The 18,953-nt window shown below is 64.4% G+C and carries 15 protein-coding genes and 1 pseudogene; 6 read left to right on the top strand and 10 right to left on the bottom strand.

The features are described 5' to 3' along the window. Positions 1 to 211 precede the first annotated feature (211 nt). From KWO_RS00665 to KWO_RS00650, 4 genes are all read right to left on the bottom strand, one after another. Complete coding sequence (locus KWO_RS00665) at positions 212 to 1,684, bottom strand: ABC transporter permease/substrate-binding protein (RefSeq protein WP_010379814.1); 1,473 nt, start codon at positions 1,682 to 1,684, stop codon at positions 212 to 214. Beyond that, complete coding sequence (locus KWO_RS00660; protein ID WP_010379813.1) at positions 1,681 to 2,418, bottom strand: ATP-binding cassette domain-containing protein; 738 nt, start codon at positions 2,416 to 2,418, stop codon at positions 1,681 to 1,683. The genes KWO_RS00665 and KWO_RS00660 overlap by 4 nt, the downstream gene beginning before the upstream one ends. Positions 2,419 to 2,466: 48 nt before the next feature. Continuing rightward, positions 2,467 to 2,709: an EF-hand domain-containing protein gene (locus KWO_RS23480; RefSeq protein ID WP_425478880.1), complete on the bottom strand. Its 243-nt coding sequence runs from the start codon at positions 2,707 to 2,709 to the stop codon at positions 2,467 to 2,469. A gap of 142 nt (positions 2,710 to 2,851) precedes the next feature. Further along, positions 2,852 to 4,057, bottom strand: coding sequence for a DesA family fatty acid desaturase (locus KWO_RS00650; RefSeq protein ID WP_010379811.1), 1,206 nt, complete (start codon positions 4,055 to 4,057; stop codon positions 2,852 to 2,854). A gap of 146 nt (positions 4,058 to 4,203) precedes the next feature. Here KWO_RS00650 and KWO_RS00645 point away from each other — a divergent pair, with 146 nt between their 5' ends. Together KWO_RS00645 and KWO_RS00640 are read left to right on the top strand one after the other, a co-directional pair. Next, a complete protein-coding gene (locus KWO_RS00645; RefSeq protein ID WP_010379810.1) occupies positions 4,204 to 5,049 on the top strand; it encodes an ABC transporter ATP-binding protein in 846 nt (281 codons plus the stop codon). 198 nt (positions 5,050 to 5,247) lie between these two features. Next, positions 5,248 to 6,258, top strand: a complete 1,011-nt coding sequence (locus KWO_RS00640) for a TIGR00266 family protein (RefSeq protein ID WP_010370738.1) — start codon at positions 5,248 to 5,250, stop codon at positions 6,256 to 6,258. A gap of 28 nt (positions 6,259 to 6,286) precedes the next feature. On the opposite strand, the gene KWO_RS00635 is transcribed toward KWO_RS00640, so the two are convergent. Further along, positions 6,287 to 7,699, bottom strand: a complete 1,413-nt coding sequence (locus tag KWO_RS00635) for an amidohydrolase (RefSeq protein WP_010370743.1) — start codon at positions 7,697 to 7,699, stop codon at positions 6,287 to 6,289. A gap of 135 nt (positions 7,700 to 7,834) precedes the next feature. On the opposite strand from KWO_RS00635, the gene KWO_RS00630 reads away from it, so the two are divergent. Continuing rightward, on the top strand, positions 7,835 to 8,872 hold the full coding sequence (locus tag KWO_RS00630; RefSeq protein ID WP_017113217.1) for a patatin-like phospholipase family protein: 1,038 nt from the start codon (positions 7,835 to 7,837) through the stop codon (positions 8,870 to 8,872). A 608-nt stretch (positions 8,873 to 9,480) separates the two neighbouring features. Here the strand turns inward: KWO_RS00630 and KWO_RS00625 are convergent. Continuing rightward, positions 9,481 to 10,758 carry a lytic murein transglycosylase gene (locus KWO_RS00625; RefSeq protein ID WP_010379807.1) on the bottom strand — a complete coding sequence of 426 codons (1,278 nt, stop codon included), beginning with the start codon at positions 10,756 to 10,758 and terminating at the stop codon, positions 9,481 to 9,483. A gap of 437 nt (positions 10,759 to 11,195) precedes the next feature. Here KWO_RS00625 and KWO_RS00620 point away from each other — a divergent pair, with 437 nt between their 5' ends. Further along, positions 11,196 to 11,480 carry a hypothetical protein gene (locus KWO_RS00620; RefSeq protein ID WP_010370755.1) on the top strand — a complete coding sequence of 95 codons (285 nt, stop codon included), beginning with the start codon at positions 11,196 to 11,198 and terminating at the stop codon, positions 11,478 to 11,480. A 199-nt stretch (positions 11,481 to 11,679) separates the two neighbouring features. Here KWO_RS00620 and KWO_RS00615 read toward each other — a convergent pair. Both KWO_RS00615 and KWO_RS00610 read right to left on the bottom strand, forming a co-directional pair. After that, positions 11,680 to 13,892 (bottom strand): annotated as a pseudogene (locus tag KWO_RS00615) (TonB-dependent siderophore receptor). 293 nt (positions 13,893 to 14,185) lie between these two features. After that, complete coding sequence (locus tag KWO_RS00610) at positions 14,186 to 14,668, bottom strand: Lrp/AsnC family transcriptional regulator (RefSeq protein ID WP_010370758.1); 483 nt, start codon at positions 14,666 to 14,668, stop codon at positions 14,186 to 14,188. Between the two features lie 126 nt (positions 14,669 to 14,794). Here KWO_RS00610 and phhA point away from each other — a divergent pair, with 126 nt between their 5' ends. Together phhA and KWO_RS00600 are read left to right on the top strand one after the other, a co-directional pair. Beyond that, a complete protein-coding gene (gene phhA / locus KWO_RS00605; protein ID WP_010370761.1) occupies positions 14,795 to 15,685 on the top strand; it encodes a phenylalanine 4-monooxygenase in 891 nt (296 codons plus the stop codon). Between the two features lie 140 nt (positions 15,686 to 15,825). After that, on the top strand, positions 15,826 to 16,470 hold the full coding sequence (locus KWO_RS00600; protein WP_010370763.1) for a DMP19 family protein: 645 nt from the start codon (positions 15,826 to 15,828) through the stop codon (positions 16,468 to 16,470). Positions 16,471 to 16,685: 215 nt separating this feature from the next. On the opposite strand, the gene KWO_RS00595 is transcribed toward KWO_RS00600, so the two are convergent. Together KWO_RS00595 and KWO_RS00590 are read right to left on the bottom strand one after the other, a co-directional pair. Next, entirely contained in the window at positions 16,686 to 17,798 is a 1,113-nt protein-coding gene (locus tag KWO_RS00595; RefSeq protein WP_010379805.1) for a GDSL-type esterase/lipase family protein, read from the bottom strand. A 451-nt stretch (positions 17,799 to 18,249) separates the two neighbouring features. Beyond that, positions 18,250 to 18,906, bottom strand: coding sequence for an RpiB/LacA/LacB family sugar-phosphate isomerase (locus KWO_RS00590; RefSeq protein ID WP_017113219.1), 657 nt, complete (start codon positions 18,904 to 18,906; stop codon positions 18,250 to 18,252). Between the last annotated feature and the right edge of the window lie 47 nt (positions 18,907 to 18,953).

Below are 18,953 nucleotides of genomic sequence, written 5' to 3'. Positions count from 1 at the left end.
ACGCACGCGATGAGGCATTACCGGTAGAGCTTCATCGCGCGCCAGCGCGCTCTGACCGGTGATGATTCCGCGCAATTGTTGGTGGTAACAGCGATGCAGTGCCCAGGACCTTTAGCAAGCCCACTGGGCCAGCCTTTGTAGGAGCGGGCTCGTTCGACGGGCATTCGTGCCCATGTCCATCACACCTGCGGCCACCGATGCCCACAGCACGTCACTGCCGCTGACTCATCCGCAACCCACGCGGCGTTACCCAGCGCTCCAGTCCTTCGAACACCGCCTGCACCAACAGCGCGAGCACGGCGGCGGGAATGGCGCCTTCCAGAATCAAGCCAATATCGTCCAGGCGGATACCGGTGAGAATCGGTTGGCCGTAGCCGCCTGCGCCGATCAGCGCGCCCAGCGTGGCGGTGCCAACGTTGATCACCGCGGCGGTCTGGATGCCGGCCACAATCGTGCGGCGGGCCAGCGGCAGTTCCACACGCCACAGGCGTGTCCACGCCGGTAACCCAATGGCGTGCGCGGTCTGACGCAGCTCGCGCGGGATTGAGGTCAGCCCGGCATGGGTGTTGCGCACGATCGGCAGCAGGCTATATAGAAACAGCGCAGCAATCGCTGGTTTTGCGCCGATCCCGAACACTGGAATCATGAAAACGAACACTGCCAGCGACGGCAGCGTCTGCAGCACACCGGTCAACGACAACACCACCTGCCCCAGACGTGGACGCCGTGCTGCCAGCACGCCCAGCGGTAGCGCAAGCAGCAACGCCAGCCCTAACGAACTGCCGACCAACGCCAGATGCTCGCGCGTATGCACAAGCAACCGCGTCACACGCGAGTCCGTTTCAGAGGCCGGCGTGACGCCCAACCAATGCGCGGCAACCGCCGCTTCGGACTGCCGCTCCAGTTTTACCTGTGCGTTGAGCCGCTGCATGGTGGCTTCATCGATGCGTCCTTGCAGCCCCTGCAATGCCTGCAACATCGCCGGCGAGCGTTGCGCCAGATCCTTGCGATACAGAAAAATCGCCTGGTAGTCCGGGAAATAATGCTGGTCGTCGCGCAGCACCTGCAGTTGGTAATACGGAATTTCCGCATCGGTGCTGTACAGGTCGGTAACTTCGATCGCGCCACTCTGCAGCGCGCGATAGGCCAGGTCGTGATCCAGCCCGGTCGCGCTCTGCGGTAACGCGTACGCCGCACGCACACCCGGCCAGCCATCGGCACGCTGCATGAATTCATTGCTCAAACCGATCTTGAGCGTGGGATGCCGTGCCAGATCCGACAACGCGGCGATGCCCAACGCCTGCGCACGTTCGCGCTTCATCCCGAACGCGTAGGTATTCTGGAAACCCAGCGAATCGGTCATCGCCAGCCCGCGCGCGTCGAGTGCGGCGCCCAGTTCGGCTTGGTTGGCGTTGGGTAGTTGCAGCAGTTCCTGCGCCAGCGTGCCGGTGTATTCGGCATACGCATCGATTTGTCCGGTCTCCAGCGCGCGCCACAGAATGCGCGTGCCACCGAGCTGAGCGCGGTGCTGGACATCCACACCGTCGCGCTTGCCGGCGGCGGTGGCGATTTCTCCCAGGATCACCGCTTCGGTGAAGTTCTTCGAACCGATGGTGACTTGCGCGGCCTGCACGCCGAGGCTGCAGATCAGCAACACCACGGCGATGAGCGCGCGCGCCATCATGCGGCATCGCCAATGCTGCGCTGCGCGGTGAGAAAGCGCTGCACGAACGCATCGGCTGGTTGCTCCAGCAAGTCGCGCGCACTGCCCTGCTGCACGACGCGGCCAGCGCGCATCAGCACCAGGCTATCGGCCAGATAGGCGGCTTCGGCGACGTCATGCGTCACCAGCACCACGGTCTTGCCCAGCTGCGCAAACAGTTCGCGCATCTGCGCCTGCAGGTCGTAGCGCACGATGGGGTCGAGCGCGCCGAGCGGTTCGTCCAGCAACAAGGCCGGCGGGTCCAGCATCAGCGCACGAATCAGTCCGACACGCTGGCGCTGACCACCGGAGAGTTCGGCCGGGTAACGCGCCAGCAAGTCCGCTGGCAGTTGGCACAGCGCGCATAGCGTCTCCAGGCGCGCGGTGATGCGCTCACGCGTCCAGCCCAGCGTCTGTGCCAGCAAGCTCACGTTGCTACGCGCGTCCAGATGCGGAAACAAGCCGCCCTCCTGGATCACGTAGCCGATGCGCTGCCGCTGCGCCTGCAGGTTGGCGCGCTGCAACGGCCTGCCGTCGAAGGCGACCGTGCCGCTGTCCGGCCATTCCAGCCCGACCAGCATGCGCACCACGGTGGATTTGCCGGCGCCGCTGGGGCCGATCAACGCAGTTGTGACGCCGCTGGCGAACGTCAGCGTGACCGCGTCGAGCGCGATGGCTTGGCCGTAGCGGCGGCTGACCTGATCGAGAGTGAACATGCGGCCGAGCTTGCCGAACGCAGCGTCAGACGCGCGCGAAGGCGCGCATCAGCGTGGCGGCGCCAGCAGTTCGCGCGCGCTCAGGTAACCATCGCCATTGGCATCCTGCCGCGCGAAACGCCCGATCAAGGTGGCGCGATGCGCCGCGCGGGTGATCGGCTTGCCGCGACGGCCGGGCAGTTCATCGCCTTGCAGCACGCCATCGTGATTGGTATCGCGCTGGTCGAAGGCATAACTCATCCAGGCCAGATACTCGTCAAGACTCACCCGTCCATCGCCATCGGTGTCCATGCGTTGCAGATATTGCTGGCTGTCCTGCACCTGGGCATGCGCTGCAACTGCAGGCAAGGACGCAAGACATGCGATCAGCCCAGTCCGCACGATCACGCCGCACGCGCCGCGTGCACGCACCACGGCGCGCCTGCCACCCGCGTTACGCACCACTTAACGCATACCCTTTGAGCCGTGCCGCATATGACTGCAAGGCTGCATTGCCGCTGGCTTCGGCCTCGTGGCACCACTGCTGCAACTGCCTGAGCCGTTCGGAGGCATCGTGGCTGCGCGCTTCCAGCACGGCCGTCAGCCGCGCACGGTACTCGACAAGCGTGCGCATGCGCGGACGCTGCGCCACCCACGTCTGCAACTGCGCACGTGCCTGCGGCTTGAGCCAGCGCCCGTCGTCGACCAGGCCCTTGCGCAGGCGGCGCGGCAGCAACTCGCGCAGCTTGGCGCCGGTGGCGGCCGCTTCTTCGCACAGCGCCGGCTTGAGCACGTTGCGCTGATAGTCGGTCATGGCCTGGAAGCGGTGCGACAACAGCGCCTTGAGCGTGTCGGCATCGGGCACGGCGATATTGGGGCGGATATCCAGCGACGGTGCCACCCGCAACACCTTGGCAAGGCCGAGTGCCTGCAGGCCACGAATCGCGACCCAACCGATATCCAGCTCCCAACGCCGCATCGAAAAGCGTGCCGAACTCGGGAAGGCATGATGGTTGTTGTGCAGTTCTTCGCCGCCGATCCACAGCGCCCACGGCGTAAGGTTGGTGGAGGTGTCGGCCGATTCGAAATTGCGGTAGCCCCACCAGTGACCGAGGCCGTTGACCACACCGGCCGCCCAGAACGGAATCCACGCCATCTGGATCGCCCACAACGCAATGCCCGGCAACCCGAACAACAAGGAATTGATCACCAGCAAGGCGATCGGGCCGGCGTTGGCATGCGGGGTGTACAGATGCCGCTCGATCCAGTCGGTCGGCGCACCCTTGCCGTACTGCTCGATATCGGCGCGCTGCGTGCGTGCCTCGCGGTACAACTCCACGCCGCGCCAGAACACCTGCGAAATGCCCTTGGTCTGCGGGCTATGCGGGTCTTCCTCGGTCTCGACCTTGGCGTGATGCTTGCGATGGATCGCTACCCACTCGCGGGTGATCATCGAGGTGGTTAACCATGTCCAGAAGCGGAAGAAATGCGCAATGACCGGATGGAAATCCACACCGCGATGCGCCTGGCTGCGATGCAGGTACAAGGTCACCGCAAAGATGGTGAGCTGGGTGAACACCAGCAGCACTGCCAGCATGCCCCACACCCCCAGCCCCGCAACGCCTGACGTCAAAAAGTCGATGATCGGTTCGGACAACATCGGCATCTCCACAGCAGCGCTCTCGGGGTGATGCAGACATGATGGGGGCGATCGCGGCAAACTTCACCCTCCGGATGCGTAGAGTTGCACCTACATTTCTAAAGCGGTTCGCACGTTCCCTCCCCATTGCGCCTGATGTCGCCCGTATGACTGTTGCTACCGAGAATGCTGCCGATTCCGCTGCCGTTGCGAACGCCACCCCATTGATCGAACTCGACCAAGCCAGTGTGATGCGCGGCCAGGTCCGTGTTCTGCATGCGCTGCGTCTACGCATCGCGCTGGGGCAGCACACTGCGATCCTGGGCCCCAATGGCTGCGGCAAATCGTCCTTCATCAAATTGATCACGCGCGAGCTGTACCCGCTGGCGCGTGCCGATGGCCAGCCGGCCGTGAAAGTGCTGGGACAAACGCGCTGGCAGGTGGATCGTCTGCGCTCGCAATTGGGCATCGTCACCGGCGATCTGAGCGTCAATCTGGCCGACATGCCCGGGCTGGATGTGGAAAGTGCGGTGCTGTCGGGCTTCTTCGCCAGCTACGTGGTGCCGCCACATCGCGAGATCAGCGACGACATGCGTGCACGCGCGCGCGAAGCGCTGACGCTGGCGCGCGCATTGCCGCTAGTGGACCGGCAATTTGCCGAGTTGTCGGCCGGCGAAACCCGACGGGTGCTGATTGCGCGTGCGCTGGTCAATCGCCCGCAGGCGCTACTGTTGGACGAGCCGTCCACCGGGTTGGATCTGGTCGCGCGCCAGCACCTGCTCAACACGATGCGGCATCTCGCCCAACAAGGCATCACGCTGGTGCTGGTGACCCATCACATCGAAGAAATCGTGCCGGAGATCGCGCGGGTGATCCTGCTGCGCGCCGGCAAGGTGGTGGCTGATGGCACGCGCGATGCGCTGCTCACCGATGCCAGCCTGTCGGCGGTGTTCGACGGCCCAGTGCGAGTGCAGCGCGATGGCGAGCGTTATTGGGCGACGGTGGGCGACTAAGGGCAGCCCCACCCGCAGCGCGCACAGGCCGTGTCCTTGCACGCGTTGCTCGCCGACGCTCGGCATCGCGACGGCGAAGCGCTCCGGACGGGCCGCAACCACGTCCCAACCACGCGCTTCAGACATGACCTTGGACACGGGACGCACCTGCCGCGGTTGCGCTTAGACTCGCCGCACACACAGACAGGAGTCGTTGCGATGGCGCAGTGGTATTTCCATACTCCCGGACAGGCCGAGCGTATCGGCCCGCTCGACGATGCCAACGCCCGCGCGCATGCGCAGCGCCAGCCCAATGCGCTGGCCTGGCGCGATGGGCTCGATGGCTGGACCCCGGCCCGTCAGCTGGCCGAGCTGCAGGGCAGCAGCAGCGCGCCGCCACCGCTGACCGGTGCGGCCGGGCGCGCCGATGAGATCGACTACCGCATCGTCGGCAACGACATGCAGTTCGTCGAAGTCGAGCTGGACCCGGGCGAAAGCGCCATCGCCGAGGCCGGTGCACTCATGTACAAGGACGCCGCGGTGCAAATGGACACCGTGTTCGGCGATGGCTCGCATGCCGGCCAGAGCGGCGGCGGCGGGCTGATGGGCAAGTTGCTGTCGGCCGGCAAACGCGTGGTCACCGGCGAAAGCATGTTCACCACCGTGTTCACGCACGCCGGCAGCGGCAAGGCCAAGGTCGCGTTCGCCGCACCCTACCCGGGCACGGTGCTGGCGCTGCGTTTGTCCGAACATGGGGGCCAGCTAATCTGCCAGAAAGACAGCTTTTTGGCCGGCGCCCGCGGCGTGTCGCTGGGCATCGCGTTCCAGCGCAAGATCCTCACCGGCCTGTTCGGCGGCGAGGGTTTCATCATGCAGAAACTCGAAGGCGACGGCTGGGTGTTCGTGCATGCAGGTGGCACGGTCGTCGAACGCGAGTTGGGCCCCGGCGAGCGCATCGACGTGGACACCGGCTGCGTGGTCGCCTACCACGCCGGCGTGGACATGGACGTGCGCCGTGTCGCCGGCCTGAAGAGCATGTTCTTCGGCGGCGAAGGCATGTTCCTGGCCACCCTCACCGGCCCGGGCAAGGTCTGGCTGCAATCGCTGCCGTTCTCGCGCATGGCCGGCCGCATGTTGCAGGCCGCCCCGCAAGCCGGTGGCCAACAGCGCGGCGAAGGCTCGGTGCTGGGCGGCCTGGGCCGCTTGCTGGATGGCGATAACAACTTCTGACCACCATCCCGGCGCGGCCGCACCGAGATCAGGACGGCGGCGGCATCACGTTCATCACCGCCAGTGTCATCGCTTCCACGCCGGTCCGGATGCTTGGCTGCGGCACCGGCGCGAAGTCCGGCGAATGGTTCACCGGAATGCGCTCGCCCGTTTGCCGGGCCTGCTGCAGCCACTGCGGATCGAGTCCACCGATGCCGAAGTAGAACGACGGCACGCCGGCAGCGACGAAGGCCGAATAGTCTTCGCTGGCGGCACTCGGTTCGCGCTGGCGCTCCGCGTCGACCCCGAACGCCTGCGCGAACACCGCCCCGGTACGCTCGGCCAGCGCTGCATCGTTGATCACCGCCCTGGACCCGCGCTCGCCCAGGGCGATCTGCGGCGCCGGCGCGCCGGCCATCTGCGCGCTGGCCAGCGCAGTACGTCGCACGCCGTCGAGCAGCTTGTCGCGCACCTGGGGGTCCTGGCTGCGGATGGTGCCGCGCAGCTGCGCGCGGTCGGGGATGACGTTGCCGGCAGTGCCGGCATTGAATGCCCCAATGCTGACCACGCCAAACGCAGCCGGGTCTTTTTCGCGACTGATCACGCTCTGCACGTCGACCACGAAACGTGCGGCGATCAGGATCGGATCGATCGTCGCGGCGGGCATCGCGCCGTGCCCGCCCTTGCCTTGGAACACCACCTCCAGCGCATCGGAGTTGGAAGTCACCGCCCCGGCCTTGTAGAACACATGGCCGTAGGCGTCCGGGCCGACATGCAGCGCAAAGCCGTAGTCCGGCTTGCCGAACCGGGCAAACAGGCCATCGTCAAGCATCGCCTGCGCACCACGACCCTTTTCCTCCGCCGGTTGGGCGATGAACATCAGCGTGCCGCGCCATTGTGCGCGCAGCTGCACCAAGGTTGCGGCCGTCCCGACCCAGGCCGCCATGTGAATGTCGTGACCGCAGGTATGCGCCACATAGGTATCGCGTTCCCTGGACTGCAGATGGACGTCGCTGGCGTACGCCAGCCCCGTGGTTTCGCGCATCGGCAACGCATCCAGTTCAGTACGTACCATGATCGTGGGGCCGGGGCCATTTTGGTACATCGCCACCAGCCCGGTCCGGCCAATGCCCGTGCTGACCTGAAACCCCAGCGCGCGCATTTCCTTGGCCAGCCGTTGCGCAGTCGCGGTTTCCTCGAAGCCGAGTTCGGGATGCTGGTGTACGGTCCGGTATAGGGCCTCCCACCGTGGATAGTCTCGATCCAGAATGCCATCGACCTGCCGCTTGACCGCTACCGCGTCCAGCGCATGACAGGGCGATGCGGCTACCAGCAGGAACAGCGCCAGTGCACGCAGCGGAAACCGCGCCGATACGTGATTGAAGATGATGCTTCTGCAAACTGTGGGGTTGGCCGAATTCATGCCGTACGCTACCAACACAAGGGCGCCCGATACCATCATGACAGGCGAGGTGTGCGCGCAGCGCGCAATATCTGCGCATCGACGCCTCGTCGCCCGTCGCCGATGCAGAGGGCGGCCAGGGCTGCGGCGTGTATGCTGCGCCGCTGTCCACATCGCGCCCTGTGCACGTTCGCCATGACCGCCTTTCCTAGTAAGTGTGTCCTGTTGTCCCTGTCAGTGGCCTGGCTGCTAAGCGCCTGCGGGGGCGAGCCGCGCTCGGCGACACCGGCGCCGATGGTGCAGGCGCCTTCGGCCGCAGCCCCCAAGCCCATCAAGATCGGCGTCGCGCTCGGTGGCGGTGCGGCCAAGGGCTTTGCGCATATCGGGGTGATCAAGATGCTCGAGGCCAACGGCTTCGCACCGGTGGTGGTGTCCGGCACCAGCGCCGGCAGCGTGGTGGGCGCGTTGTATGCAAGCGGCATGGATGCGTTCGAAATGCAAGAAAAGGCCGTCGCGCTCGACCAGACCAGCATCCGCGATGTGCGGCTGTTTTCCGGTGGGCTGGTGCAGGGCCAGAAACTGCAGGACTACGTCAATGAACAGCTGGGCGGCAAGCCGATCGAAAAACTGCGCAAGCCGTTCGCGGCGGTCGCCACGCGGCTGGAAGATGGCGAACGCACCGTATTCGTGCGCGGCAATGCCGGCCAGGCGGTGCGCGCGTCCAGCAGCATCCCGGGCGTATTCGAGCCGGTGACCATCGGCCACTATCACTTCGTCGATGGCGGCGTGGTCAGCCCGGTGCCGGTGGATGCGGCGCGCCAGTTGGGTGCCGAATTCGTGGTGGCGGTGGATATTTCCAGCAAAGCCAGCGGCAAGAATCCGGGCGACCTGCTGGGCACGGTGAACCAGTCGATTTCGATCATGGGCCAGCGCCTGGGCGAGGCCGAACTCAAACGTGCCGATGTGGTCGTTCGCCCGAAGGTCAACGAGATCGGCTCGGCCGATTTCAACCAGCGTGCGGCGGCAATCCTGGAAGGCGAGCGCGCTGCAATGGCGGTGATGCCGCAGATTCGCGCCAAGATCGCGCAGCTGCAGGCGGCGCGCAGCAGCGCCACACGGACCGCCGCCGACCAGGCGAAAGCGGCAAAGCAGCAGGCTTACGAGCGCTGCCTGGAACAACGTTCGCGTTGGGAAAAATTGCGCGGCAAGGAAGAGGCCTGCGTAGCACCGTGATGCGGCTGCGGTGCGAGGCGATGCGCAGTTGATGCGGGTGCCGCACAAGTTCATGCGGAGCTGAGCGGGCGTGGGGCACCTGTTTCGAGACGCGCGCATTCAAACCAGATGCGTAGAGCGACTGCGTTGTTGATGCCTTGTGTTGATGCACTGAGGGTGGCCGCACAAGGTCGCGGCCGGGGCCGCTCCTACCGGGGCGGGGGTCTTTGGGTGTATCGGCGACGTCGGCACGGCCAGCGCCGCTCTTGTAGGAGCGGCTCTGGCCGCGATGCCGTCCCGGTTACCACACCGCACGCATCGCACTGCAATGCGTGTCGCGTGTGAATTGGCAGAGTCAGTGCAACTAGGCAACGAGGATGCAACTCTCAGTAGCCCCTGCTGGTCAGCGGTGCCTGCAGGGCGCCGTGCGTAGCCTAGCGGCCACACCAAGTCGGCGTCGACTCTCGAGCGCCCGTACTAGCCTGGTACAGGGGGGGCGACGCTGGCGACCTGCAGCTGCAACCCGGGTGCAGTACGGCCGACGCGAGGGGCCACGCACTACCTGCGCCGCTCGAGCGGGGCCGCCCAGCACCGGGTCGCCTACGTCTTCTCTGACGTACATCCCCCGATCAGGCGGCCCGCAGCCGCGCCAGCAGCGACGTACTGGCGTAACCGTCCTGCGGCAACTGCTGGCTACGCTGGAATGCACGGATTCCCTGGCGAGTTTGCGCCCCCAGCACACCGTCGATGCCGCCCACGTCGAATCCCTTATCGGTCAGTCTCTGCTGCAGCTCGGTGATCTGGGCCGTGCTATTGAGCGGCGGATCGTCTTTAGGCCAGGGTTGCTCGACCCCGGCCCTGCCCGCATAGCCATCTGCCAGCAAGCCGACCGCCAGGGCATAGGCGGTGGAATTGTTGTAGCGCAGAATGCTGCGGAAGTTATCGAACACCAGGAAGGCCGGGCCGCGGTATCCGGTGGGCAATAACACCGATGCCTGCTGCTGCGCCAGTGCGGGTGCAATCGGCTTGCGGGACGCCACGCCCAGGCGCTGCCATTCGGCGACGGTCTTCTTGATCGTCAGGTCGGCCTGCGCGTAGTCGAAGCCGGCTGGCAGATGGACTTCCTGGCCCCAGGGAACAGCGCTGGTCCAATTGTTCTGCTTGAGATAATTCGCCGCAGAGCCCAACGCGTCCGCCTTGGAATTCCAGACATCCCGCTTCTGGTCGCCATCCTCGTCGACGGCGTAGTCGCGATAGGTGCTCGGAATGAATTGCGTCTGTCCCATGGCGCCGGCCCACGAACCCACCAGTTGTGAGCGAGCAATGCTTTTTTCCGTCTGCAGGATTTGCAGGGCCGCAAGCAGCTGCGTGTTGCCATATGTGGTGCGCCGCCCCTCATGCGCCAATGTCGCCAGCGAGCGAATGACATAAAAGTCCCCGATCTGCGTGCCGTACCCGCTTTCCATGCTCCAGATGGCGGTCAGAATGCCCGGATCCACACCATAGTGCTGCCGCAACTTCTCGAAGAGGGCGTGCTGGCTGATCAGCAGCTGCTGTCCTTCCTGGATGGCGGAAGGTGTAACACGCGCGTCGAGATAGTCCCATAGATAGCTGGTGAATTCGGGTTGCTGTTGATCAAGTTTCTGCACCGATGGATCGGGTGTGACACCAGCGAATGCATTATCCAGCGTGGTGGCTTCAATGCCGGCGGCAAGCGCACGCTGGCGGAAGTCGGCCAGCCACTGTTCGAAGCTCGCAGTGGGTGCGGAATCCTGCTGTTGCCCACCGGCGTCGGTTACGGAGGATGCGGTTGTTTCGGGAGCGATGGCTTGCGCTGCTACGCTGGTTGCGGCCACACAGACGCTGACACCAAGCGTTAAACGCAAAAGGCGCGAAGGCATGATCATGAGATACCCGAGGTGGTGGTTGAGCGGCCACTCTAGTCCTCCTGTTCGCAGGATATAATTATTGTAGCTATGCGTTTTTGACCGCGAGGGGAAGGCAGGATTCGCCCGGTAAAAAACAGCTGATTGCGTCCTAACGCGTTGTCGCCGTAAGAATTCTCCGGGAGGAGTCGATCGGCACGCTCGCAATGGCATTGCGAGCAGGGTGCCAGCGTCGACCGCTCAGGTGCGGCTTGGCCGTCCCAACGCCCCGCCACACGTAGCTGTTAGCTCTCGCAGCCCATCCGGTGCTCTGAGCGTCATACGCGAAACCCTTCTCGCAGCAGCGAAGCCCAGATGGCCCGATGCGTAGCTGCAGCGCCAAATCAGAAACTCCCGCATCCCGCCTACCCGCGTATATCGACAATCAGAGCGTCATCCCTCATCCGCCTAGAGACGCTATGAACGACTACGGTTCTTATCGCTACCTGCCTGCCGATGGTTGGTACGCCATCTATCCACAAGCTGCCGAGGCCGATGAGCCACGCGTCTTCCAGCGCGTGGCGCTATGGCGGGTGGCCCCGCATGGAACGATCGTTGGCCTGATCTCTTCGCCCGACAATAGCCAGGACGAGAGCGAATCGCAGCTTCTGAGCGCACCACGCGGTCTAGGCGTCCACTACATCCACATTGATGATCTGACGGCAGACGAACGCGAGCAGATCCGCCGCAGACGTCTCAGTTGATCGCCTTTGCGAGGTCTGGGTACACCGTCATCGTACAAAACGTTGATCGGCGCGCTGCTACGCGTCGCCGGCGACTGGCGCAAGCACAAGAAAGCTCCGCGTGAAGCGGGGCGTTGGAACGACTGCAACGGCACAAAGACTCTGCCAATTGTCATCGCTCGGCGCCATGCCTCATCAGGCGCCTGCATCGCCATCGACCTCAGTAACGCCAACGTAGCGACACGCTGACAAAACGCGGTTCGCCGTAGTTCTGATAATCCAGATTCGCCCAATAGGTTTTATCGAACGCATTGCGCACCGCAAGCGATGCGGTCCACTGCTCACTGATGCGGTAGTTGGCATTGAAATGCACCAGCGCATACGGGTTCTGCACCACGGTGACCGGCGTGTGGCGCCGCTGCCGTCACCGGTGGGGCGTTCGATATTGAAGCCGCGCACCGCGCTCTGCCAGCTCACGCCGCCGCCGATGCTCAACCGGTCCCATGCGCCCGGCAGGCGCCACTGGGTGGAAAGCTGCAGGTAGTCTTCGGGCAGATTGGCGTAGATCGCATCGGTCGGCGCGCGCGTCACCTTGACGTGGGTGTAGCCGGCGTTGATGGTCCAACCGGGCAGCACCTCGCCATTGAAGTCCACTTCCCAGCCGCGGCTCTTGGTGCCGTCCACGCCGATGTACGCCGAGCTGCCATCCGGTAGCGAGGCCTCCGGCTGGGTCATGTCGCGCACTGCGTAGTTGTCCTGCTTGGCCTCGAACACGGCGGCGGTGGCCATCGCATAACCATCGAACAACTGCGCCTTGATGCCGGCTTCCAGGTTGGAGCCTTCCACCGGTGCAAGCAGGTTGTTGTCCTTGTCGCGGTAATTCTGCGGGTTGAAGATTTCGGTGTAGCTGGCGTAAACCGACACATCCGGCACGATGTCGTAGACCAGCCCCACGTACGGGGTGACTTCGTCGCTCACTTCATAGCGGCCACTGGTGCCGGTGTACGTGCCGCTGGCATCGAAAGCCTGGGTGCGCGTTTCCCACGAACTCAGTCGCGCGCCGGCAATCAACGACAGCGGGTCGGCCAGCCGAAAGCGTGTGGATGCATACACACCGCGCTGGGTCGTGCGTGCCTCGCCACGCGCGCCGGTGCGCGTATACGTCACTTCGGACGCATCGCCATTCCAGTTGCGGATGTTGGGAATGAAATAGCAGCGCTCGGGCGGGCCAAACGCATTGGGGCAGCTCGCCCAATCGGCAGGATAGCGCTGCGCCACGCTATACGTGGTCGATTGCAGGTCTTGCCAGCTGCCGCCGATCACCACATCGTGCTGGTGGCCGAACAGCGCAAACCCGCCGGAGAGATACACGTCGACGCTGTCGCGCGTGTCCTGCGTTTGGCCGGCGCCGGTGCGTAGAAACACCCCGCTGCCATCGGCGGCCGGGTAACCGGTGCCGTACACGCGCAAGCTCTGCACCGTGCCCTTGGTGTGGGCAGTATTGACGCGCAGTAACCAGTCCTCGCCGATGCGTTGTTCCAGGTTGGCGAACGCGGTGCTGGTCTCGCGCTGCCAGCGCGTCCATTCCGGCGCCATGTTGGTCGAGCGCGACAGGTTGGCGTAGGAGCCGTCTGCAGCGAAGAACGGCACCGTGCCCCAGGTCGAACCCACCGGGGTGTTGTCCTGGCGCTGGTAGCACACGGTGAGCGTGCTGCTCTCGGTCAGGTCGCCTTCCAGCACCGCCATGCCCGACATTTTGTTGTCGTGGTAGCGGTCGTAGTAGTAATCGCGGTCCTGCCAGGCGGCCACCACGCGGCTGCGAAAACGCCCGTCTTCGGTCAGCGGCGCGTTGACGTCGGCCTGCATGCGGCGGAAGTCCCAGGTGCCCGCGCTCACTGCAAACGAGGCGTCGAAGTCCTTGCCGGGGCGCTTGCGCAACAGGTTGACCGTGGCCGAGGGAATGCCCGCACCGCTGAGCAGGCCATTGGCACCACGGATCACTTCGATGCGGTCGTAGAAGACCGTGTCGTATTCCTGATTGGTGGCGCCGCTGTAGGTCGGCAAGCCATCGACCTGAAAATCGGTGATCTGGAAGCCACGCGCGAAATACAACGGCCGCTGGGTGTCGTAGAACGACACGTTGACGCCTGTGACGTGACGCATCACATCGTCGATGCTGAAAAGCGATTGCTCTTCCAACCGCTGCAACCCGATCACGCTGACCGACTGCGGCGTTTCCTGCAGGGTCAGCGGCAAGCGCGTGGTGGTAGCCGGTTGCGCGCGGCTCACCGTACCGTTGACGCTGACTTGGTCGAGCGTCTTGGCGTTGGTCGCATCGGCGACCTCGTCGGCGTACGCGGTGGAAGCCAAGGTCGACAGCGCGCATAGCAGCGCGGCAGACAACAGGCCAAGGGGAGCAATGGCAGCAGACATGGGGCGTTCTCGTCGATCGCTGCGGACGCAATGCGTCACGCAACAGGGAAAGGCACAGGCACACGCGGGCGTCCACTCGAACCGACTGGCTGACCCTGCAGGGGCTGGCGATGCGACACGAACGACATGGCCGGACGCGGCCAAGATGTGAGTTAAATGTAAATCGTTATCGTTTGCGGGGCAAGCAACCGGACATTTCTTGCATGCCAGCGAGACGTCGCACCACATGCGGCGGCTGCCTGCAGCGTTGCATCACCCGCGCAAGGCAATGCGTCTTCAGCCCTTCGGCCCGCTTATGCCAGATGCGACAGCGGCAGACCTTCCGGCGCTTTCACCGTGCGCAACACGAAGCTGGAATTCACATCCGACACACCAGTGGCATTGAGCAGGCGATCGAGCAAAAACCGCGAGAAATGTTCGAGGTCGCGCACCTGCACCTGCAGCAGATAATCCATGTCGCCGGTGAGCGCCCAACACGCCACCACCTCATCCCAGCCGCGCACGCCTTCGGCAAAATGTTCGATATCGGCCTGGCCGTGCTGCTCCAGCTGCACACGCACGAAAGCCTGCAAGCCAAGCCCCAGCGCGCGGGCATCCAGGCGCGCGCCATAGCCGGCGATGATGCCGGCAGCCTCCAGCCGCTGGGTACGTCGCAGGCACGCAGATGCCGACAGATTGACCTGCACGGCCAGCTCGGCATTGCTCGTGCGCCCCTGGCTCTGCAGCAAGGCAAGCAAGCGCAAATCGGAGCGGTCCAGAGCGATGGGCTGATTCATATGTTGCGCAGCAGCAGGCGATGACGCACGAATCTTGCGCTATTACGGCCGCGCCACACAAGATTCGCAATCCCGTTGCGTACACATCCGGCTAAGGTGAGCGTTGATCATCGGAAGTGCCGCCGCATGAATACCGCCCCGCAACGCGTTGAAAACCAGCTCACCGATAAAGGCTATGTGCCGGTCTACACCACCGCCGTGGTGGAGCAGCCGTGGGAAAGCTACAGCGCCGACGATCACGCCACCTGGGGCACCTTGTATCGGCGCCAGCGCGAGTTGCTGGTCGGTCGCGCCTGCGACGAATTCCTGCAGGCGCAGGACGCGATGGGCATGGGCCAGACGCACATTCCGCGCTTCGATGCGCTTAACGAGGTGTTGCAAGCCGCCACCGGCTGGACCCTGGTCGGCGTGCAGGGCCTGCTGCCGGAGCTGGATTTTTTCGATCACCTGGCCAACAAGCGCTTCCCGGTGACGTGGTGGATCCGCCGCCCCGATCAGATCGATTACATCGCCGAACCGGACCTGTTCCATGACCTGTTCGGGCACGTGCCGTTGTTGATGAATCCGCTGTTTGCCAACTTCATGCAGGCCTATGGTCGCGGCGGGGTCAAGGCGCACGGCATCGGCCCGGATGCGCTGCAGAACCTCACCCGGTTGTACTGGTACACGGTGGAATTCGGCTTGATCGACACGCCGCACGGCCTGCGCATCTATGGCGCGGGCATCGTATCGTCCAAGGGCGAATCGCTGCATTCACTGGAATCGGCAGCACCGAACCGCGTCGGGTTCGACCTGCAACGCATCATGCGCACGCGTTACCGCATCGACAGCTTCCAGAAGACCTATTTCGTCATCGACAGCTTTGCGCAGCTGATGGAGGCCACCGCGCCGGACTTCACGCCGATTTATGCCGATCTTGCGCAACAGACGCAGGTGCCGGCCGGCGATGTGCTGCCGACCGATCGGGTGATCCAGCGCGGCAGCGGCGAGGGGTGGAGCCGTGACGGCGACGTGTGAGGCAACTGATGGAATAACGCACCGCCGGCCGCTGCGAGCTGCAACGCCGCGCGGTGGTGAAGCTGCGATGTGACATACGCCTACTCGACACCGTTGCCAACGCAGACTAAGGTCAAACCTCCCCACACCGCCTTGGCTCAATGGACCTGACGCATCTGCGCATCCGGCGCTTGGAGCTGGACGACACCCGCCTGCTGTTCACCCTGGCCAACGGCATCCGCATCGACGAGCCCATCCAGGCGCATCGGTTATTGCTCAAGGCATTGCCGCCGCAGCGCGCGCAGTGGCAGATCACCGAAGACGGCTTCGGGGTGAATTGGCCAGCAGTAGCGCCGCCCACCCCGGAAGGCCTGCTCAACATGCCCGAGCTGCTGTGGCGACGCCGCAGCGCGCGGGCGCTGGCAAAACTCACCAGCCTGCGCGGACGTCTGGACGCGTTATCGCCTGGCGAACGCGAACTGGTGGCGTTGGCGCGCCTGGACGCAGACATGCGCCAGAGCGGCTACGCGCGCTATTTCGACCGCTGGGATGCCGCCACCCGCGAGGATGCGGTGCGGGGGCTGGCCGCGATGGGCGCGGCACAACTGCGCCAAGCCATCGAAGGCCTGGGCGCCGTGTTCGAGCGACTGGAAGAAGATCCCAACCTGCTCAGCATCGAAGACATTCTCGATGCCATGAACGAAACCGACCGCCAGCGCGTGGATGGCTGGGAAGAGGTTTACTACCGCCGCTCGGGCGACCTGGCGCGCCTGGGGTTGACACATTACGGGGTGGATAAAGCCTGACGCTGTTGAAACGCTTGCAGCTGTTTGCTCCCGGCCGCGGCGGCGACTGCCACAATACGGTACTCATACGAACGGCCACGCTTCGCCGATCCACCGGCGCGCTAATCTGCAAGTGGAAGCAGGTCACTGCAGTCAGGCCGTTCCGAGTGACAGAGCGGCGCGCATGAAAGATATGGCGTCGCCTCATTACAGCTGCGCCGTATGAGGCGCGACGGTTACTTGGATGCGGTATATGCCAGCAACAGCACCAGCGGCTCTTCGCCGGTTTGCTGCAAGGCATGCGTGCTGCCCGGCCGCGTCAACAATGCATCGCCGGCGGCGACATCGTATTGCTTGCCGTCCAGCGCGTATAAACCGCGCCCACTGACGATGTAATAGATCTCATCCTTGTTGTGCAGGTGCAGGCCGATGCCGGCGCCTTTGTGCAGCACGCGTTTGCGCAGCACGAATTTCAACCCAGGTGCGTCGGCGAAGAACGGATACGCCGTGGTCGGGCCGGCGCCGCCATGCGGGCCGGATTGTTCGCGGGCGAGATCGCGCTCGTGCACCATCAGCGAGGGATGCGCCTGTGCAGCGCGTTGGGCGCCGATGTCGGGCGCGGCACCGCAATCGGCGTCGCGACGCAGCTGCGGTTTGAGCGCTGGCTGCAGCTGCACCCAGCCGTGCACCACCAGGCAGGCGATGGCGGTGGCGCCGGCGCGGCTGAAGTGAGTGCCGTCGGCCTTGCCTTGGTCGGGCACGAACAGGAAATACGGTTTGGCCGCCTGTTCGCCGAGCACGCGGATCCAGTCGCTGGAGCTGGCGTTGAGATCGATCAGACCCACGCGTTCCTGCGCGGCGAGTTGCTGCATGGCCAGGGTGTAGCGGCCGTGGGTGTCGAGCAGCGCACCGAAGTCGTACAACAACCGCGCAGCTGGAGTGATCAGGATGGGCGTAGCGCCCTTGTCTCGCGCAGTGGCGATGTAGCGGCGCAGGAACTGCACGTAGTCGGTCGTGGGATCGGTGTAGCGCGTGGGGTCTTCGCGCTTGGCGTCGTTGTGGCCGAACTGGATCAGCAACACATCGCCGCGTTGCAATTCTCTTGCGATGGCATCCAGCCGCCCTTCGGCGATGAAACTGCGCGCGCTGCGCCCGCCCTTGGCATGGTTATGCACCTGCCACTGCGCCGGATCGAACCAGTCCTGCAGCAGTTGGCCCCAACCGGCCTGTGGAGCACGCTCGGCGCTGTACTCGGCAGCGGTGGAATCGCCGGCGATGAAGATGTGGTGTGGCGCGGCGTGGGCGATGCATGCGGAGAGCAACAGCAATGCGAACAGCAGCAGACGCATGATGGGCTCCGGCGTGGATGCTGAGCGGGAAAAAAACGTAGCGAGCAGTCGTCAGGTGGGTGCGGACGGTGCGGAGGAAGCACGACATCCGACTTGTTTGTGCCGATTGAGGACACCGGCCGCGCGCGCTTGGCGACTGCGCAGTCGCTTTGTTATTCGCACCAGATGCTGGGCGCTATTGCCTTCTTCCATCGGAATGTTGTCCTTTTCATGGGGAAAGGAGGTGCCGAAGAGCGGATGAGGATGCGTCGGTATCAGCAATGTTGAACATGCTGCCGTTGCCTCAAGCCTCTTCGTTTAAGAGGGCGGTCTTCCGCCGCACCCTCACCCCAGCCCCACTCCGCGCCCCGGCCCACGCCTTGCAGCGTGGGCGCTCAAAGGCAGGCGCGCCGATGGCGCGCTAGCCCTGCCTTTTCGCCCGGCAGGAGAGGGGCTCAAACGCGTTTACTGATTACGCAGCAGCAGCTTCGGTCTTGCCCAGCAGCCCGGCGACGAAGTTGCGGATCTCTGCATCCTGCGCGTTGTCGAAGAAGCACTGCTGGAAACGCTCGCCGCCGATCGCCTGCTTGATCAGTTCCGGGTCGATGGCGCGCAGGCCGTCCAGGTAGGACTTGGCGGTGGCCTGCTTGACCTGGGTCAGGATGTCGGCGTTGGCCGCCTGCGATTCGCGACGCTCGGCCGGGTAGCCCAGACCGCGCTCGCCGCTGAAGGCCTTTTCGAAGATGTAGCGCACGTTGATTTCCGCGCCCCAGCCGTAGCCCTTGGCGAATGCCAGCGACAGCGCGTTGCCGTTATTGACCTGGGCGAACAGGTACGCGTCGGTCGGCTCGATGCAGTACCCGCAGAACACGCCCGGGTGCGCGTTGAGCGACATCATCGCGCCCTGGCCGGTGCCGCAACCGGCGACCACGAAGTCGACCGCCTTGGAGTTCAGCAGCAGGCTGGCGACGATGCCCAGGTGGATGTAGGTCAGGCGATGGTCGTTGTCGCCGTCCATGCCAACATTGAATACGCTGTGGCCTTGCTCGCTGGCGACGTCGTTGAGTTGCTGCAGGATCACCGGGTTCTTGGCGGCCTGACTAAACTCATTCATGAGTGCGATTTTCATGGGAATGCTCCGATTGGTTGGGGAAGTTTTTTAAAAAGTTGTTGCTA

This window comes from Xanthomonas vasicola pv. musacearum NCPPB 4379 (assembly GCF_000277895.2).
Lineage (GTDB): Bacteria > Pseudomonadota > Gammaproteobacteria > Xanthomonadales > Xanthomonadaceae > Xanthomonas > Xanthomonas vasicola.
Note: the sequence above shows the minus strand (reverse complement) of the source record. Positions and strands in the feature narration are given on the sequence as shown.

Coding starts and splice junctions, on each gene's coding strand:
- KWO_RS00590 (WP_017113219.1), bottom strand. CDS start 18,906: ATGAAAATCGCACTCATGAATGAGTTTAGTCAGGCCGCCAAGAACCCG.
- phhA (WP_010370761.1), top strand. CDS start 14,795: ATGAATACCGCCCCGCAACGCGTTGAAAACCAGCTCACCGATAAAGGC.
- KWO_RS00600 (WP_010370763.1), top strand. CDS start 15,826: ATGGACCTGACGCATCTGCGCATCCGGCGCTTGGAGCTGGACGACACC.
- KWO_RS00665 (WP_010379814.1), bottom strand. CDS start 1,684: ATGATGGCGCGCGCGCTCATCGCCGTGGTGTTGCTGATCTGCAGCCTC.
- KWO_RS00625 (WP_010379807.1), bottom strand. CDS start 10,758: ATGATCATGCCTTCGCGCCTTTTGCGTTTAACGCTTGGTGTCAGCGTC.
- KWO_RS00630 (WP_017113217.1), top strand. CDS start 7,835: ATGACCGCCTTTCCTAGTAAGTGTGTCCTGTTGTCCCTGTCAGTGGCC.
- KWO_RS00610 (WP_010370758.1), bottom strand. CDS start 14,668: ATGAATCAGCCCATCGCTCTGGACCGCTCCGATTTGCGCTTGCTTGCC.
- KWO_RS00640 (WP_010370738.1), top strand. CDS start 5,248: ATGGCGCAGTGGTATTTCCATACTCCCGGACAGGCCGAGCGTATCGGC.
- KWO_RS00635 (WP_010370743.1), bottom strand. CDS start 7,699: ATGATGGTATCGGGCGCCCTTGTGTTGGTAGCGTACGGCATGAATTCG.
- KWO_RS00595 (WP_010379805.1), bottom strand. CDS start 17,798: ATGCGTCTGCTGCTGTTCGCATTGCTGTTGCTCTCCGCATGCATCGCC.
- KWO_RS00620 (WP_010370755.1), top strand. CDS start 11,196: ATGAACGACTACGGTTCTTATCGCTACCTGCCTGCCGATGGTTGGTAC.
- KWO_RS00660 (WP_010379813.1), bottom strand. CDS start 2,418: ATGTTCACTCTCGATCAGGTCAGCCGCCGCTACGGCCAAGCCATCGCG.
- KWO_RS00645 (WP_010379810.1), top strand. CDS start 4,204: ATGACTGTTGCTACCGAGAATGCTGCCGATTCCGCTGCCGTTGCGAAC.
- KWO_RS23480 (WP_425478880.1), bottom strand. CDS start 2,709: ATGGACACCGATGGCGATGGACGGGTGAGTCTTGACGAGTATCTGGCC.
- KWO_RS00650 (WP_010379811.1), bottom strand. CDS start 4,057: ATGTTGTCCGAACCGATCATCGACTTTTTGACGTCAGGCGTTGCGGGG.